The sequence below is a fragment of the Paraburkholderia dilworthii genome, from assembly GCF_000472525.1.
Lineage (GTDB): Bacteria > Pseudomonadota > Gammaproteobacteria > Burkholderiales > Burkholderiaceae > Paraburkholderia > Paraburkholderia dilworthii.
This window is the reverse complement of the sequence record NZ_AWZT01000018.1, coordinates 61,071-75,821: the sequence shown is the minus strand read 5'-3', so window position 1 is coordinate 75,821 and position 14,751 is coordinate 61,071. Positions and strand designations below refer to the sequence as shown.

The window sequence follows — 14,751 nt, the reverse complement described above, 5'->3', positions numbered from 1 at the left end:
GGTTAACCTTACGAAAGGCGGAAATAGAGAACCTTGTCGACACAGGTTTCCGTAAGGCTCAGGCAGCAGCGTTTCGCTTTCCTTCGCATACCCAGCAATTGGGAAACGCCATTCGGGCCACGGCTTGGCCGAATTGACCTTTCGACTACTGTTTACGTAATAATCAGGACACACGCTGCCCGTTTCGATTCACTAACCATTAAAAATGCGTAGGTCATGGCTTTTAGCGAACCAAGGTCTCCATTTTTCCGGTGGGTCGTCTCTTCCGCTCAAAACCTGAGCGGGGAGAACAGGCAGATACTTCTCGCCAATCTTTTCACGCGTACCGCATCGATCGTTTTCGCGTCGATCTGCGAAATCAGCGTCTGCGTGACTGCGTACTATCTCTATCCGAACCCGTTGTATGCGAGCTGGACGAGCGCCGTCATTGCGCTATTGATGGTGCGTCTCGGGCTCATCTGGCTCTGCCGCCGCCTCAGTGCGCGCGGCGTGCCCACGCCGACCTCGGCCTTTTTGCTGGCGAGCATTCTTTGGAGCGCGTTGTTTGGATTTGGCAGCCTGCTGTGCAATATCAGCGGAGACGCGACGCTCTTTCTGGTCGGCAATGTTTGCGCGGTCGGTGTTGTCGGCGGCCTCGCGGGACGCAATGCGGCCACACCGCGGCTCGTCATGCTGCAGATTCTCTTCATTCTCGGTTTGCTGGCCGTTGGCGCGGCGTTGTCGCCCGGCTCGGGAAAACTCGTGTTGCTGTTTCAGGCGCCCTTCTGCGCCGCCGGCTTTCTCACCGTTGCGCTGCGCAGCAATCGCGATACGGTCGCGCTGCTGCTCGCGCGCGAAAGCAGTCAGCGCCTTGCACATCACGATAGCCTCACGGGCTTGCCGAATCGGGCGCGCATCAACGAACTGCTGCTCGAGCGCACGTTGGGGGGCGCATCGCATCGCGAGTCGTTGTTCGCTGTTTTATTGATCGACCTCGACGGCTTCAAGGCGATCAACGATAGCCTCGGTCACGCCGCGGGCGACCAGATTCTTCAGGAGGCCGCGGTCCGCTTGCGTGAGGCGCTGCCTGCAACCGACATTGTCGGACGCCTTGCGGGCGATGAATTCGTGGTCATTTCAGAAGCGCCCGAGCCGTCTCGCGATGTACGCCTGCTGGCGGACAGCATCGTCAAGACGCTGGCGCGGCCATTTGCGTTGAGCGAGGCGCTGGTTCATATCGGCGCGAGTGTGGGCGTCGGGCTTTATCCGGAGCACGCGTCGACTGGGCCGCAATTGCTGATTTGCGCGGACCGTGCGTTATACGCGGTCAAGCGCAGCGGAAAAAGCGCGTACGCGATTTTCGACGCCGAACAGCATGTATCCGACGAAAGCCTGAGCCTGCTGCGCAGCGACCTCGAAGGAGCGCTGCGCTCGTTCAGCGGATTGCGCATGGAGTATCAGCCGATTATCGATCTGGTCAGCGACGTTGTGACGGGCCGCGAAGCGCTGATTCGCTGGACGCACCCGACGCGCGGCGAGCTCTCGCCCTCCGCTTTCATTCCAACTGCCGAGCGTACCGGTCTCATTCTCGCGCTCGGCGAATGGGCGCTCCTTCAGTCGTGCAAGGAAGCGGTGATGTGGCGCGACAAGGTGCCGGTTGCGGTCAATGTATCGCCGGTGCAATTGCGCGAGGAGACGTTCGCGTCGATCGTTGCGGGCGTGCTTCGCAAGACGCGGCTTCCGCCTGCGCGTCTTAACATCGAGGTGACAGAGACGGTGCTGCTGAACGACGACGTCGTGACCCGGCGCAATATCTCGCGGTTGCGTGCATTGGGTATCGGCCTTGCGCTCGACGACTTCGGCACCGGCTTCTCGACGATGTCGACGCTCGTGCGTTTCACATTCGACAAGCTGAAGATCGACAGCTCGTTCGTCAAGGAGTCCGTGCATCGACGCGAATCCGCCGCAGTGGTGCGAGGGATCGTCGCGTTGGCGCGTGAAATCGGCATGCCGACCACAGCCGAAGGCATCGAAACAGAGGAGCAGCTCGACTTCGTGCGGCGCTCCGGCTGCACGCACGCGCAAGGTTTTTTGCTCGGCAGACCTGTGCGGGGCTGCAAAATTGCACGCATCGACGAAAAGCTGCCGGCGCAATCCGTGGACCCGGCATAAGCGGGCGCCAAAGACTCCACTGCGGCGCCGGTTTCAGGCGTGCTGTCGCCAGGCCGCGAGTGACCCGCAACGGTAAGCGTATGCCGCGCTGTATAACCGCCGTCTACATCCGACAGAGAGGGACATGTGGACTCGACTCTGAAATTCCAGCTACGGCTCACCGTCTCGCCAGAATTCGCCGATGCATTGCGCGCCGATTCTTCGGGCGCGGCGCACGCCGGGCTTCGACAGATTTTGCATCGGCATAACGCGACCGTGAATTGCCAGTACGACGCGTTCGCGGACTACGTGAGCGAGGCCGAGCGGCTTGGCATCGAGAAGTATCCGCTCTATCAGTGGACGCGCGAGACGATCGAAAATCCGGAGAAGAAGGCGAAGTACTTGCGATCGTTCACGATCTACGTGAATGGGGAACAGATCTATGACAAGCAGGTGGCCGATGCAATGGAGACCGAACTATTGGAGCTTGCCGACGCGAACGGCACTCAAAGCGGCATTGAACGCGTTTCGAAGTTCGACACGAATCCTGCCAACAGCCCACAGCCGCCAGGGCATTAGCGTTTAGCCGTTTTCATTCAACTGTCACTGTTTCGCGACTAGGATCACTGGTCAAAGCCGCCGGTTCTTCCTACCCACAAAACACAGACATGTCGAATACAAAAAACGCTAACTCTTCGCCAGCCGATCAGGGCGCTTCCATCGTTTCGCGTCGCGGGTTCCTGAAGTTCGCCGGCGCATCGGGCCTCGCCAGCGCCGCCAGTGCGCTGTCAACGGCGCGCGCCGCGAGCAGCACGCTCGATGGCACACCCGAGCAGGTTCACCTGACCTGGGGCAATGATCCAACGAGTGAAGTCACGGTGTCGTGGGCGTCGCTCGCGGCTGCCGTGAAGCCGCATTTGCGCATTGGCCGCATAGGCGAGGGCAAACGGATCGTGCATGGCGTGCAGACCACCTACACCGACGGCCTGAACGGCGAGGTCGTGTTCAACTATCACGCGCGTCTGCGCGACCTCAAGCCCGACACGAGCTACGAATACGAGGTCACTGCCGACAACGACAGCCATGCGGCGCAGCCGTTCAGCGGCAGCTTCCGCACCGCGCCGCGTGGGCGCGCGCCGTTTCGCTGGACGAGCTACGGCGACCTCGCGACACCGAATACCGGCTGGGTGCTGTCGTCGCCGCAAAGCCGCTTCGCGGTGCAGGCGGTCGAGCGCTTTCAACCGTTGTTCCATCTGCTCAACGGCGACCTCTGCTATGCGAATCTGAATCCGACGCAGCAGCCCGAAGTGTGGCGCGACTTCGGCAACAACTGCCAGAGCTCAACTGCGAATCGTCCGTGGATGCCATGCCCCGGCAATCACGAGATCGAGTTCCATAACGGCGAGCAAGGGTTTGCGTCATATCTCGCACGCTACACGCTGCCTGACAATCACACGCGTTTTCAGGGGCGCTGGTATAGCTTCCGAGTGAGCTCGGTGCTGTTCGTTTCGCTCGATGCGGACGACGTCGTCTATCAGGATGCAGCGGCTTTCGTAGGTGGCCCGGCACCACTTGTGCCGGCAGCGAGCACCGGTAATCCGCCGATCGAGCCAGGCACGTCCTTCTACGTGCGCGGCTACAGCAACGGCGACCAAACGCACTGGCTCGAAAAGACGCTGCGTCACGCGGCCGAAGACGATGACATCGACTGGATCGTCGTGCAGATGCATCAGGATGCGCTGAGTTCGTCGAAGACGGGCAACGGTTCCGATAAGGGCATCCGCGAGGCCTGGCTGCCGCTCTTCGACCGCTACGGCGTGGACCTCGTGCTGTGCGGCCACGATCACGACTACGAGCGAAGCTATCCCGTGCGCGGCTGCAATCACAACAAGGGTACCGATATTGCAACGGGCCGTCCCGTCGATACATTGCAGCCCAAGCCGGTGATGTCGGCGATTTCCGCGGGCGCGTCGACATTCGACACGAGCCACGGCACGATCCACCTGATTCTCGGTGGCGGCGGCACGAGCGCGCCGCTCGACGTCTATGGCGTCGATGCGGGCACTGGCCTGCCGCAAGCGCGCATTTTCACGCGGCCTAATCGTCCGGTGCCGGGCACCGCGGCGGGCACGTTCGTGCGAGCGGGCGCCGATGCCGTTGAAGACGCGATCTGGTCCGCGCAACGCGATACCGGCACGGGTTACGGCATCGCCGTGTTCGATCATGACCCGGGCCATCCGGGCGGTGAAACGACCATCACGATGAACTACTACCACGCGCCTGGCGCGGATCAGACGCCCACGGCGAACTACGAACTGTTCGAAACCATCGAGCTGAAAAAGAAGCGCGGGCGCTGACGCGCAAGCGGCTTCAAGGAGGCAGGAGACGGCGCGCCAGGATTTGTTACACGTCTTACCGGTACGCGGTGTGGCGGTTACAGAACCCTTTCACGTGGCCGGTTATACTCGCGCCCGTCTCATAAAAACAAAGACCTCTAATGTCCAAGCGAATCCTGAAGATTGTGGCTGTTGCAGCGCTCGTGAGCGCGGCGTCGTTGTCGGCGGTGGCTGGCGATATGAATAACGCGCTTGGCGGCGCACTCGGCGGCGTAGCGGGTGCGGCACTGGGCGGCGCGGTCGGCGGCAGCACGGGTGCGGTGATCGGCGGCGCGGTCGGCGGCGGCGCGGGCGGGGCGGTGACGTCGAACCGCCGCGAACGCACAGGCGCCATCGTTGGCGGTGCGCTGGGCGGCGGTGCGGGCACGGCGGCCGGTAATGCGATGGGCGGACGCGGCGGTGGCCTGATCGGCGCGGCGGTAGGCGGCGGTGCGGGCTCGGCGCTAGGCGGCAACATTTCGCGCTCTAACTCATATTCCGACGACTACTCGCGCGGTTATCGTTCGGGCAAGAAGCATCATAAGCACCGCCATTACGATTAAGCGGCACGCGTGGATCGTTCGGGGCCGCGCCGGCAACACAGATGCGGTTCAGGCAGTCATGTCTTCGAAGAGCCCGATGTAAACGCGCGCACCGCTTCCTTGAAACGGCCGCTGCCATACACTTCCTCGATCAGGTCTTCGTCGTCGAGTCGTTGTTCGACGACGATGCGGCGCAAGCTCTCCTTTACCGCTTTCTGCGTGACGGGCGAGAGCACCATCAACCGTTGCGCGAGCGTGTGCGCTGCCTCTTGCAGCATGCCCGCTGAACACACCTGATAGACGTATCCGCAGGCCAGCGCTTCGTCGGCCGTCAGGTAGTCGGCGAGCAGCAGCATTTTTTTCACACGCGGCGTGCCCAACGCCGCCTGAAGCCGCGCGATGTTGCGTGACGAGAGCGTATTCGACAGCGTCTTCGCAATCGGCGCACCGAAGCGCGAAGCGTCGCTGCATACGCGGAAATCGCAGGCCGTGGCGAGCGCAAGACCGCCGCCCACGGCCCAGCCGTCTATCACGGCGATGGTCGGCTTTGCGATTCGCTCAACGGTGCCGATCACGCGCTCGACGAACGCTTCATACGCGACGCCATCGCGCCCATCGTTGAAGTCCTTGAAATAGCCGATGTCGGTGCCCGAGATAAAAGACTTGCCGCCGGCGCCGCGCAGCAGAATGCAGCGCACGTCGCTATTCGCTTCACACCGCGCGATGAATGCGAGCAGCGACTCGTACATGTCGAGCGTCATCGCGTTGTGACGCTCGGGTCTGTCTATCACTATTTCCGCTGCGCCCGACGGGTGAACGGTGAGGCTAACCAGTTCGCTCATGACGCGGCTCCGTTGATCTCCGCGAAGATCTCTTCGTTATGTTCGCCAAGCAAGGGTGGGTGGCGGCGTACCGTTGGCGGTGTGCCGAGCAGCTTGACGGGAAAGCCGATGTTCTTCACCTTGCCTTCATTCGGGTGATCGATTTCCATGCACATGTTGCGATGCCGCGCGTGCTCGCTTTCGAATGCTTCGGGATACGAAAGAATCGGACCCGCTGGTATGCCCGCAGCGAGCAACACGTCGACCCATTCGCTGCTGTCGCGCTTGCCGAATTCCTGTTCCAGCACCTCGATCATCGCCTCGCGATTTTTCAGGCGTAGCGGCACGGTTGCGTAATCCGCGTGAGCGATCAGATCGCGGCGGCCCAGTACTTCACACAGTCTGGTCCATAGTTTCTGATTCGTTGCGCCCATCACGAAGTAGCCGTCGCGTGCCTTCACGGCCTGATAGGGCGCGCTCATCTTGTTGCTCGTGCCGAGCGGCGTGGGCGGCACGCCCGTGCCCCAGTAGTCGGACATGTCCCAGATCGAGAAGGCCATGATTGAGTCGAACAGCGACGCGTCGATATGCTGGCCTTCTCCGGTTTTCTGCGCGCCGATATAGGCCGACAGCAGACCGTACACCGCGAACAGCGCGCAGCCGATATCGGCCACCGGTACGCCGGCCTTCACAGGCTTGCCGCCCTTATAGCCCGTCACGCTCATCACGCCGGACATGGCTTGCGCCATCAGATCGAAGCCGGGCCGCGACGCCCACGGCCCGCTTTGCCCAAAGCCTGAAATGCTCGCATAGACGATCTTTGGATTAATCGCCTTGATCGACTCGTAGTCGATCTTCAAACGCTGCACGACACCGGGGCGATAATTCTCGACGATGACATCAGCCGTTTTGGCGAGCTTGTAGAAGAACTCGCGCCCCTCGTCGCTCTTCAGGTCGAGCGTGATCGAGCGCTTGTTGCGATTCAGATTCAGAAAGCCCATGCTGTCCGGGCCTTTCATCTTGAAGCCCATCGAGCTTCGCGTCTGGTCGCCTTCTGGCGGCTCGACCTTGATGACGTCCGCGCCGAGGTCGGCCAGCATCATGCAGGCGAACGGGCCCGCCATGACCTGACTCACGTCGAGTACGCGAATGCCTTGCAGCGGTAGATGCTTTGATCCGGTCATGTCGGGCTTCCTCCTGGATATGTGGGCTGTGTTTGACTCCACTGTCGCCGAGCGGGAAGGCCGCCGCAAGAATCGCTGCGTCATGGCTGGTTTCGCGGTTCGCGAAACCGTCGCGTGTGCGCGTTCGCCTATGCGCCACCGGCGAGCAATTGCGCGACGACGTTGCGCAGCGTTTGCTCCTGAGCGTGCCCTTCGACGCAGGACAACACGTAACTGCGCTGGGACCAGTCGGCGTCGAGTTCGACCGATGCGAGCGATTCCTCGGGATGAAAGCTCTGTAAGACATCGGGCGGCATCAAGCCAACGCCGAGACCGTGGCGCACCATCGCGAGCATCGTGTCGAAGCCGTTCACCGTGAAATTGTTCGGGAAGAGACGACCGCGGCTGCGATACGCGCGCTCGACGGCGGACAGCACGGCCGACCCTTTGCCGAGACTCACAATGGGAAGGTCGAGAATATCGTCGACGCCCACTGGCCCGTGGCCAAATTCGAAATGCGTGCGGCTATAGACCAGCACGAGCCGGTCCTCCTTGTACGCGGACTTCTCCAGATCGAGAAAGCCGCTCTTCTTCTCGTAGATGCCCACATCGATCACCTTATCGCGCAGGAGTTGCTGCACGATCTTGCTGTTTTCCTCGACGATTTTCAGCGCGATGCGCGGAAACTTCCTCTGGATCGCGGCGATCTCGCGAGCGAGGAACTGGATGACCACCGCCTTCGGCGCGCCGATGATGATTCGTCCGTCGAGGCCATGATTGAGCGCCTCTGCGTCGCCCTCCATGCGGTCTATCAGGTTGTCGATCTGCCGGATGTACTCCAGCAACCTGGCGCCGGACTCGGTGATCTCCGCACCGTGCGGCACACGCCTGAACAGTTTCGTGCCAAGTTGGTCCTCGAGGTCCGACACGCGCCGCGACGCTGCCGCGACTGCCAGGCTCAGCTTGTCGGCGGCGCGCGAGATGCTGCCTTCTTCCGCAATGGCAAGGATCAACCGGACGGTTGTCGTGTCGAATTTCACTTTGTCTCCACTTGTATCGAGCAATGATGGGCGCGTGCGTTGCCCAATAGTTTAGTGCGCGACGACAGGCGGCATCCGGAACGCGCGTTCGAGCGGATGAAGAATGTGATGGGCAGCGACAACGCGCGGCGCCTCTTAATACGCGGGCCGTCTCGACGGTCGCCGTATTGACCATGGCGCGCTAACGATAACAAAAACGCTATCGGCACATACGGTTTCGACATTGGAGCTCTCGCGTTTGCATCCGTACACTTGTCGTTCAGTACGTGCATACAAGTACAGCAGCCGCGCTGCACAGCACGGCGCGTATCGACAACGACGAATGGCTATTCACGGCCATCTTGACGGAGACACGTTTTGGACAAGCCCACCAGTTCGTTTACGGCCGCCGAAGTGCGGCCCGCCCGGCTCAATTTCCGTTGGCATGTGCTTATCTGGCTGTTGATCGGCGGGATCATCAACTATATGGATCGCGCGAGTCTTTCGATTGCCGCGCCGGGCATGATTCAGGAACTCGGCCTGACGCGCACGCAAATTGGCTTGCTGGGCAGCGTCTTTGCGTGGACGTATGCGGTCATGCAATTACCGGCGGGCTGGATAATCGACCGCTTCGGCGCAAAACGCGCTTACGCGCTCGCGATGATCTGGTGGAGCGTCGCCACGTGGCTCACCGGTGTGGTCGGTTCGATCTCCGGGTTGCTTGTGATGCGCGCGTTGCTCGCGGTCGGCGAGGCGCCGTGCTGGCCCACTTCGGCGAAGATCACTGCCGCGTGGTTTCCCGCGAAGGAGCGCGGATTCGCGACGGGTGTATGGGACTCGTCTTCAAAGTGGGGGCCGGCGATCGCGCCGGCCCTGCTCGTCGCGCTGATGGTTGCGTTCGGCTGGCGCTCGCTCTTTCATGTGACGGGCGCATTCGGCATTGCGTTCGCGCTGCTGTTTCTGATGCTGTATCGCAATCCGGTGGACAGTAAGCGTCTTTCGAAGGACGAACGCGAGTACATCGAAGCCGGTGGCGGCGGTCATGAACGCTCGCTCGTCAATTCGACCATGCGGTGGCGCTCGTTATTCGCGCGGCGCAGCGTGTGGGGCATGATTCTCGGCTACTTCTGCACGATCTGGCTGTGGAATATCTTTCTTGTGTTCTTGCCGCTTTATCTGCTCGACCGGTTCCACATCTCGTTCGCGCAGCTTGGCCTGTATGCGGGCATTCCGTGGGCGGGCGGCGCTCTCGGCGAGATCGCGGTTGGCTATCTTGCGAAGAAGATGGTCGACCGTGAACTTGCGTCGCCGATTGGCGCGAAGCGGCTATTGATTGCATGCTGCGCGGCGGGCGCCGCGGTGTGTGCGATTGCGCTGCCGTTCACGCATGCGTTGAATGTCACGCTCGTGTTGTTTACCGTCGGCCTCGCGTTCATTGCGGCCGTGGTCGGTTCGGCGTGGGCGCTCGCGGCAGACATTGCTCCATCGTCGATGATTGCCTCCGTTAGTTCGATCCAGAACTTCGGCGGCTATTTCGGCGGTGCGTTCTCGCCGGTCGTTGCGGGGTTCATCGTGGATCGTACCGGCTCTTACGCGCTTGCCTTCATCTCGGGCGGCGCCATTGCCGGATGCGCGGCACTGTTCTACTGGTTCATGGCTCGCGAACCGATCAGGGACGACGCATCTGCCTGAACAACATTGTGCGGGAATTAGCGGGCCAACCGGGCGAACGGCCCGCCATTCACACAGGTGCGCGACTCGCGAGCGGCGAGATGAGCGCCGCGTCTATTGCGTGCCTGGCTGCTTCTGAGCACCGGACGTCGGCGCCACTCGCGCGGACTCCTTGACCAGTTGATCGGTCATCGCAGCCGCAACAGGGTTCGAACTGCGGCGATCGATCTGCTCGTGATCAGCCGGAGGCGGCGGTGGCAACGATGGGTCGAGCTTCGCCGACTCGCGGACCAGCAACTCCGTCATCAAGGCCCCAACGTCGCTCGAACCGCGGCGGCGCAGATCGTCATGGGCGCGCGACTCCTCTGCACGCTGGGTCGCTTTTGGCTTGCTGCTGTAGCGTTGGGATTGCGGTTGCGGTTGTACCGGCGTCTGCGTCTGCGGTTGTTGCGGCTGAACCTGCTGCGGGAGTTGCGCTTGCGGTTGCATGTCCACCGTGGGGACATTCGCCAAAGCAGTGGCCGGCATCGCGGGTGCGGCCGGTGCTGCCGGAAGTGCCGGACGCGGCGCAACGGTCGGGGCCGTCGATGGCGACGGCCGCACGTCGACGCGGCTCACTTTCGTGCCGCTATTGGCGTTACCTTTCGCGTTCGCCGCCGCTTCCGGCGACCCCGGACGAACGATGCTGCCCGCAATCACATGGCTTTCGCCGGACGAGCGGGAATCGGTCATGTCGGGCGCGGTCAGTACCGCCTCGGCGGGGGGCGCCGACTTCTTGTCCTCGCGCGGATACAGTAAATAAGCGCAGATCACCAGGTCCGCCAGCACAAGGCCGATGATCAACGTCTTGCCGGTATTCGTCATATCTAAACTGAAGCTTCATTCAAGGCAGAGTGAGGTCCATGATAAACGACGACTCGTTGCCTTACCGTGAACGGCGTTCGCGGCGATTCATGCGCGAGCGGCCAGGCGTCGACAGATTACGTGGATCGTACGAAAGAGTTTCTATAGAAGTCCGCTGTTTGTCACCCGCCTCTATTCAACTTTTTGGGCCATCTTTTTCGGACAAGTGGCGCGAATCGCGGGGCGAATGTCGGTACCGGGCAGTGGTCCTGATGAGCCCTGTGCCAATAGGGCCATGACTGTGCGCCGGATTTCTCTGTTACGCTCCTCGACTTATGGCCAACCAACAAGGAGCGTTAAATGAGCAAGGGGTATTGGGTAACCACGTATCGCAAGATTAACGACCCGTCAAAGCTGGCGGCGTACGGTCAGTTGGCGGGTCCGGCAGTGGCGGCTGCCGGCGGCAAGTTTCTCGTGCGCGGCGTCGCGGACGAAGTTCACGAGCAAGGCCTGAAGGAACGGACGGTCGTGATCGAGTTCCCGTCCTATGAAGATGCAGTCGCCGCGTATGAACGCGAAGACTATAAGAAAGCGCTCGCAGCTTTGGGCGATGCAGTGGAGCGCGATCTGCGGATTGTTCGCGGCGCTGAATAACTATTCAGGCCGGCCGATGCGCCGCGCGTCGGCCGCCGTGACCGCGCTGAAGGCGGTGAACGTGAGCGCGGTCCGCTGAGATCTATTTCACGGCGCCCAACGCCAGGCCCTTCACGAGATACCGCTGTAACCACGCGAACACGATCGAGACCGGCAACGTCGCGCAAAGCGTGGCGGCCATCACCAGATGCCACTGCACCACATACTTGCCGGCGACCATATCGGTCACCTGCACGGTGAGCGTCTTGTTCTCCGGCGAGCGGATCAACGTGTAAACAACGGCGAACTCATTCCACGCGTTGATAAACGTGAAGATGGCGGTGACGACGATCGCGGGCACGGCAAGCGGCAGGAAGACCTTGAAAACGGCCTTCGTGCGGCCGCATCCTTCGAGCCACGCTGATTCCTCGAGGTCGCGCGGCACCGTTTGAAAATACGAAGACAACATCCATACGGCAAACGCGATGTTAAACGCCGCATAGGAGACGATCACGCCGATTTTCGAGTCGACGAGATTGCCGTCGCCATAAGGGATCATGGCCGCGAGCCGGAAGAGCCCGACGACCAGCAGAATAGGCGATAGCATCTGCGTGACCAGCAGGAACTGGCGATACGTTCCGCGTCCACGAAACGGAAAGCGCGCCAATGCATAAGCCGCCGGCAAGCTCACCGCGAGTGCGAGCAGCGTCGACAGCAAACTGATTACCGTGCTGTTGCGCAGCGCGACACCGAAATTGGCGGCCTGCCACATATCGACGAAATTGCTCCATTGCCAATGCACCGGCAGCCAGCGCGCCGGATACACGAAGATCTCCGAAGCAGGCTTTAGCGCGGTGAAGAGCATCACGGCAAACGGGAACAGCACGACCACCACCAGCGGCGACAATGCGAGCCAGCACCATAGCGAGCGCTTCGTTTTCGTGCTGAGCGTCATGACGGTTCTCCTTCTTTCGCGGGCTGCAACCGCAGATACGCCATCGAGAAAACGAACAGCATGACGAGCATGATGAGCGACACCGCAGCGGCCTCGCCCGGACGTCCGAGCCTGAAGCCGAGTTCATACAGATACGTGACGAGAATATGCGTGCTGTTGTCGGGGCCGCCTTGCGTCATTACCCAGATAATCGGAAACGAGTTGAACACATAAATGACGTTCAACAGAATGGTCATATTGATGAAGGGCCGCAGCAGCGGCAGCGTGAGCTTGCGAAACTGCTGCCATGCGCTGGCGCCGTCAATGCGCGCCGCTTCGTAAATATCGCCCGGCACCGACGACAACCCGCCGAGCAGAATCGTCACGGTAAATGGAATCGATACGAGAATGCCCACCGCGATCTCTACCGGAAACGCGAGTTCCGGAGTCGCGAGCCAATGAATCGGTCCGCCGATCAAGCCGAGGCGCTGAAGTGTGACGTTGACCATGCCGTAGTCGTCGTTGAAGGCCCAGCGCCACACAACCGCGGTCATGGTCAACGACACTGACCACGGCAGCATGACAATCGTTCGCGCGACGCCGCGTCCATAAAAATCCTGATTCAACACGAGCGCAACGGGCACCGAAATCAGCACTGTGCCGCCTACGACGAACACGGTCCAGACTATCGTGCGCCGTGCCGCCGCGAGAAACGTGGGGTCGTCGAAGATCGTGTAGAAATTCTGCAAGCCGGTGAAATCGCGAATCGCGCCAAAACGCGACACCTCATGCAGCGATTGCCAGACAATGTTGAAAATCGGATAGCTGATGATAAAAAGCGCCAGCACAAGACTCGGCGCAATCAGCAACCAGGGCGCTTGCAGGCGTGAAGAAGCGGAACGGCTCATACGTGCTCGATCGTGAGACGCGCCCGCAAAGGGCGGGCGCGACGGAATGGGCCGGATAGTCGATAACGGTCGATAACGGCCAGCATGACGGCCGGAATGCGCGCCGCGCTTATACCCGGCTACTCTCGCAACCACGGCGGCGCGCGTCCCCTATGCAGTGAACTACCGCACAGTCACAGCGTGGCGCCGATCAATGACCGAGCGACTTGTTGGCTTGCGCGGCCGCCGCGTTCAATGCATCGGCCGGCTTGGCTTTGCCCAGATAAATGGACTGCATTGCATCGGTCACGGCCTTCGCGGTGTCTTCCCAGCCCGTGACGGTCGGCGCGAAGCGAGCGGTCGGCAGCAATGCGACGAATGCTTTGGTATCTGGATCGTTGAATGCCGGATCGGACGATTCCGCCTTGGTGGTCGGCAGGAAGCCTTCGGTGGTCGTGAACTCCACACGTGGTTCCTTCGTGAACAGATAGTCGAGGAACTTCCAGGCGGACTTCTTCACCTTCGAGTTCTTGAACATCACGATCGAGTCCGTGACCGCGTAGGTGGCGTGCGTGGTTCCCATCGGAATCGGATCGATGCCGTATTTCAGGTTGGGCGCTTCCTTCTTGATCTGTTTGGCGAGGAACGGTGCGGAGATCATCATTGCAACGCGGCCTTGCTTGAACAGATTCTGCACGTCTTCACGGCTGTAGCCGGTCACGCCAGGCTGCGTCAGACCCTGATCGATCAGCGACTTGTACAGCGTGGCCGCCTTGATGCCCGCCGGCGAATTGAACGCGGCCTTATTGTCTTTGCCGATTACTTCGCCGCCGTTCGTCCACAGTGCATAGTAAAAATAGACGTCCGTTTCAATCTCCTTGCCCTGCAAGCCGAAGCCGGCAATGCCTTGCGCTTTCAGCTTCTTTGACGCTTCGATTACGTCGTTCCATGTTTTGGGGCCATTGGGATAGCCGGCTTTCGCGAGCAGATCCTTGTTGTAGTACAGCGCTCGTGCTGAAGCCGCAATCGGCAGACCGTAGACCTTGCCGTTGATCTCGCCCGGCGCGAGAAACGGACCAATGAAGCGGCCCTTGAAGCTCGCATCCATGTAGCCGTCGAGCGGTTCGGCCACGTCGTCCTTCACGAAGTCGAGCAGCCAGCGCGTGCCCACAATCGCGAGATCGGCGTTCGCATTGCCGGAAATATCCGTCTGGAGTTTCTGTTGCAGCGTGTCCCAGTTCACATCCTCGATCTTGATGGTCGTGCCGGGATTGGCTTTCTCGAAGTTGCGAGCCATCTTTTCGAAGTACGGCGCGGTGGCGTCGCTGTAATGCGCGACGGTGACGCGAACCGTGTCGGCCTGAGCCGCCACGGCAATACCTGCAAACGCGAGCGCCACGGCAACTTTGCCGAGCGCGAGGGAAGCACGGGCATGCAACGACATTTCTCTCTCTCCTTTGTCGATCTTAGGTAGCGCTTAGCGCCTACTAAGGTCCCATCAACGATTGGTGGGATGGTGCGCTGCCGTCGCCGGCCGCTGCGGGTTGAATTGTTTGAAAAAATCCTACACGGCTAAAAATGCGTTGTCACGTAGGGTCTGCGATATTTCTTCCGGCATCGCTTTATGCATAAGATGCCTATAAAGCAGGGACATTCCGCGCATCGCGCGAATTGCGATAACCCAATCTTCGGGACGACGAAGCCGAAGTGCGAGGTCCTGCTGTAATAAATTT

At 60.8% G+C, this 14,751-nt stretch carries 13 protein-coding genes; 6 read left to right on the top strand and 7 right to left on the bottom strand.

Annotated elements, in window-relative coordinates:
• Window positions 1–216: 216 nt before the first annotated feature.
• From F759_RS0117400 to F759_RS0117385, 4 genes are all read left to right on the top strand, one after another.
• A complete protein-coding gene (locus F759_RS0117400) occupies window positions 217–2,151 on the top strand; it encodes a putative bifunctional diguanylate cyclase/phosphodiesterase (protein ID WP_027801002.1) in 1,935 nt (644 codons plus the stop codon).
• 126 nt (window positions 2,152–2,277) lie between these two features.
• Entirely contained in the window at window positions 2,278–2,709 is a 432-nt protein-coding gene (locus F759_RS0117395; RefSeq protein WP_027801001.1) for a hypothetical protein, read from the top strand.
• An 89-nt stretch (window positions 2,710–2,798) separates the two neighbouring features.
• The gene (locus F759_RS0117390) at window positions 2,799–4,487 is read left to right on the top strand and encodes a purple acid phosphatase family protein (protein ID WP_027801000.1); all 1,689 of its coding nucleotides are present in this window, start codon (window positions 2,799–2,801) and stop codon (window positions 4,485–4,487) included.
• Window positions 4,488–4,627: 140 nt separating this feature from the next.
• Window positions 4,628–5,068 (top strand): hypothetical protein, encoded by a 441-nt coding sequence (locus F759_RS0117385; protein ID WP_027800999.1) that lies wholly within the window; start codon window positions 4,628–4,630, stop codon window positions 5,066–5,068.
• Between the two features lie 56 nt (window positions 5,069–5,124).
• Here F759_RS0117385 and F759_RS0117380 read toward each other — a convergent pair whose 3' ends face one another.
• The 3 genes from F759_RS0117380 to F759_RS0117370 form a co-directional block, all read right to left on the bottom strand.
• Complete coding sequence (locus tag F759_RS0117380; protein WP_027800998.1) at window positions 5,125–5,889, bottom strand: enoyl-CoA hydratase; 765 nt, start codon at window positions 5,887–5,889, stop codon at window positions 5,125–5,127.
• Window positions 5,886–7,052: a CaiB/BaiF CoA transferase family protein gene (locus F759_RS0117375; protein ID WP_027800997.1), complete on the bottom strand. Its 1,167-nt coding sequence runs from the start codon at window positions 7,050–7,052 to the stop codon at window positions 5,886–5,888. Before F759_RS0117375 ends, F759_RS0117380 begins: the two co-directional genes overlap by 4 nt.
• Before the next feature lie 128 nt (window positions 7,053–7,180).
• Complete coding sequence (locus tag F759_RS0117370) at window positions 7,181–8,071, bottom strand: LysR family transcriptional regulator (protein ID WP_027800996.1); 891 nt, start codon at window positions 8,069–8,071, stop codon at window positions 7,181–7,183.
• A gap of 357 nt (window positions 8,072–8,428) precedes the next feature.
• On the opposite strand from F759_RS0117370, the gene F759_RS0117365 reads away from it, so the two are divergent.
• Entirely contained in the window at window positions 8,429–9,742 is a 1,314-nt protein-coding gene (locus F759_RS0117365) for an MFS transporter (RefSeq protein WP_027800995.1), read from the top strand.
• A gap of 93 nt (window positions 9,743–9,835) precedes the next feature.
• Here the strand turns inward: F759_RS0117365 and F759_RS0117360 are convergent, their stop codons facing one another.
• The gene (locus F759_RS0117360) at window positions 9,836–10,585 is read right to left on the bottom strand and encodes a hypothetical protein (RefSeq protein ID WP_027800994.1); all 750 of its coding nucleotides are present in this window, start codon (window positions 10,583–10,585) and stop codon (window positions 9,836–9,838) included.
• 339 nt (window positions 10,586–10,924) lie between these two features.
• Here F759_RS0117360 and F759_RS0117355 point away from each other — a divergent pair, with 339 nt between their 5' ends.
• Window positions 10,925–11,218 carry a DUF1330 domain-containing protein gene (locus F759_RS0117355; RefSeq protein WP_027800993.1) on the top strand — a complete coding sequence of 98 codons (294 nt, stop codon included), beginning with the start codon at window positions 10,925–10,927 and terminating at the stop codon, window positions 11,216–11,218.
• A gap of 82 nt (window positions 11,219–11,300) precedes the next feature.
• Here F759_RS0117355 and F759_RS0117345 read toward each other — a convergent pair whose 3' ends face one another.
• The 3 genes from F759_RS0117345 to F759_RS0117335 form a co-directional block, all read right to left on the bottom strand.
• Window positions 11,301–12,152, bottom strand: coding sequence for a carbohydrate ABC transporter permease (locus tag F759_RS0117345; protein ID WP_027800992.1), 852 nt, complete (start codon window positions 12,150–12,152; stop codon window positions 11,301–11,303).
• Window positions 12,149–13,039, bottom strand: coding sequence for a carbohydrate ABC transporter permease (locus F759_RS0117340; protein WP_027800991.1), 891 nt, complete (start codon window positions 13,037–13,039; stop codon window positions 12,149–12,151). Before F759_RS0117340 ends, F759_RS0117345 begins: the two co-directional genes overlap by 4 nt.
• A 190-nt stretch (window positions 13,040–13,229) precedes the next feature.
• On the bottom strand, window positions 13,230–14,462 hold the full coding sequence (locus F759_RS0117335) for an ABC transporter substrate-binding protein (protein ID WP_027800990.1): 1,233 nt from the start codon (window positions 14,460–14,462) through the stop codon (window positions 13,230–13,232).
• Between the last annotated feature and the right edge of the window lie 289 nt (window positions 14,463–14,751).

What these genes read in the sequence shown, in the direction of transcription:
- F759_RS0117335 (WP_027800990.1), bottom strand. Translation starts at nt 14,462, where the DNA reads ATGTCGTTGCATGCCCGTGCTTCCCTCGCGCTCGGCAAAGTTGCCGTG.
- F759_RS0117380 (WP_027800998.1), bottom strand. Translation starts at nt 5,889, where the DNA reads ATGAGCGAACTGGTTAGCCTCACCGTTCACCCGTCGGGCGCAGCGGAA.
- F759_RS0117340 (WP_027800991.1), bottom strand. Translation starts at nt 13,039, where the DNA reads ATGAGCCGTTCCGCTTCTTCACGCCTGCAAGCGCCCTGGTTGCTGATT.
- F759_RS0117355 (WP_027800993.1), top strand. Translation starts at nt 10,925, where the DNA reads ATGAGCAAGGGGTATTGGGTAACCACGTATCGCAAGATTAACGACCCG.
- F759_RS0117400 (WP_027801002.1), top strand. Translation starts at nt 217, where the DNA reads ATGGCTTTTAGCGAACCAAGGTCTCCATTTTTCCGGTGGGTCGTCTCT.
- F759_RS0117375 (WP_027800997.1), bottom strand. Translation starts at nt 7,052, where the DNA reads ATGACCGGATCAAAGCATCTACCGCTGCAAGGCATTCGCGTACTCGAC.
- F759_RS0117360 (WP_027800994.1), bottom strand. Translation starts at nt 10,585, where the DNA reads ATGACGAATACCGGCAAGACGTTGATCATCGGCCTTGTGCTGGCGGAC.
- F759_RS0117385 (WP_027800999.1), top strand. Translation starts at nt 4,628, where the DNA reads ATGTCCAAGCGAATCCTGAAGATTGTGGCTGTTGCAGCGCTCGTGAGC.
- F759_RS0117390 (WP_027801000.1), top strand. Translation starts at nt 2,799, where the DNA reads ATGTCGAATACAAAAAACGCTAACTCTTCGCCAGCCGATCAGGGCGCT.
- F759_RS0117345 (WP_027800992.1), bottom strand. Translation starts at nt 12,152, where the DNA reads ATGACGCTCAGCACGAAAACGAAGCGCTCGCTATGGTGCTGGCTCGCA.